Annotated in this window: 2 protein-coding genes; one reads left to right on the plus strand and one right to left on the minus strand. The window is 41.1% G+C overall.

Annotation, left to right across the window (positions count from 1 at the left end; genetic code table 11):
- Positions 1-728 (plus strand): AI-2E family transporter (locus A3761_RS25040; RefSeq protein WP_068751132.1); only part of this gene is annotated, 728 nt, incomplete at its 5' end.
- A 51-nt stretch (positions 729-779) separates the two neighbouring features.
- Here A3761_RS25040 and A3761_RS25045 read toward each other — a convergent pair.
- The gene (locus A3761_RS25045; RefSeq protein ID WP_068507806.1) at positions 780-1,241 is read right to left on the minus strand and encodes a peroxiredoxin; all 462 of its coding nucleotides are present in this window, start codon (positions 1,239-1,241) and stop codon (positions 780-782) included.
- Between the last annotated feature and the right edge of the window lie 121 nt (positions 1,242-1,362).

Raw genomic sequence — 1,362 nt, forward strand, 5'->3', positions numbered from 1 at the left:
TTTTTACCCTACAAGAAGATTATTCTCATATTATTACTATATCGGAGCTTGATGCCTTAGTTCAGCAGGCTACAGGAGAGGTTGCTAATTTCGGTCAGTGGTTAGTGTCACAATCTATTGAGGGTGTTCCCGTGTTTATCACGGCTATGATCTATTTGATTGTCGTGCCCTTGTTGGTTTTTTTCTTTGTTAAAGACAGAGACTCAATCGTTAACTCTATTGTCGGTATCTTGCCCAAGAATAGGCGCTTAATGACTCAGGTTTGGGAGGAGATGAATCTCCAGTTCGCAAACTATGTTCGAGGAAAGTTTGTTGAAATCGCGGTTGTAGGTGGAACAACATATATTGGCTTTATTTTTATGGGTCTTAATTATGGGGCTCTATTGGCTATTCTGGTTGGCTTATCTGTTGTTATTCCTTACATTGGTGCCATATTGGTGACAATACCCGTAGCGCTCATTGCCTTATTCCAATTTGGCCTGCATGAAGAGTTTTACTACGTCATGCTAATTTTTCTGGTGATTCAGGTGATCGATGGAAACGTTCTAGTTCCATTGCTATTTTCAGAGGTTGTTAATCTTCACCCAGCGGTAATAATTGTATCGGTATTATTTTTTGGTGGTATCTGGGGGGTGTGGGGCGTGTTTTTTGCCATCCCTCTGGCTACGATGATAAAGGCTGTTGTCACTGCCTGGCCAAGAAGAGGGGGAGTAGAAACTTCTATCTAAACTAGCGAAATTTAGTAATAGTGGCGCTTGTTATGGCGCCACTTCTTTTGACTAGAGACTTTTGCAAGCCTTGAGTACTTCAGCAACATGGCCTTTGACTTTTACTTTGCGCCATTCCTTAACAAGAGTGCCTTCTGCATTGATGATAAAGGTGCTGCGTTCAATTCCCATATATTCTTTGCCGTAAAGCTTTTTAAGTTTAATTACGTCAAAAAGCTTACAAAATTCTTCTTCCGGATCACTGATTAACTCAAAAGGGAATTCATGTTTCTTTTTAAAGTTCTCGTGAGTGCGCATAGAGTCTCTTGAAACACCTAGAATCTGAGTGTTGCAGGCTTCAAATTCTTTAATTGAGTCCCTGAACTCCTGGCCTTCAGTTGTGCAGCCTGGCGTGTTGTCTTTTGGGTAAAAATAAATAACCGTATTTTTGCCCTTTAAGCTGTCATTCGTTATCTCTGTTTCTGACGTTGCTGCGGCAGTGAAGGCACCGACCTTTTCGTTTAAAGTTACCATTTTATGCGTAGCCCTTAGTTGCTGTGTAGTGTTAAGTTAAATAAGTTTGCTAGCGCAAAGGTTCAATGATCGCGTCGAGGTTACGTTCGTCGCAAAAGTCCATAAACTCATCTCTCAAGCT

The sequence above is a fragment of the Oleiphilus sp. HI0123 genome (assembly GCF_001635315.1).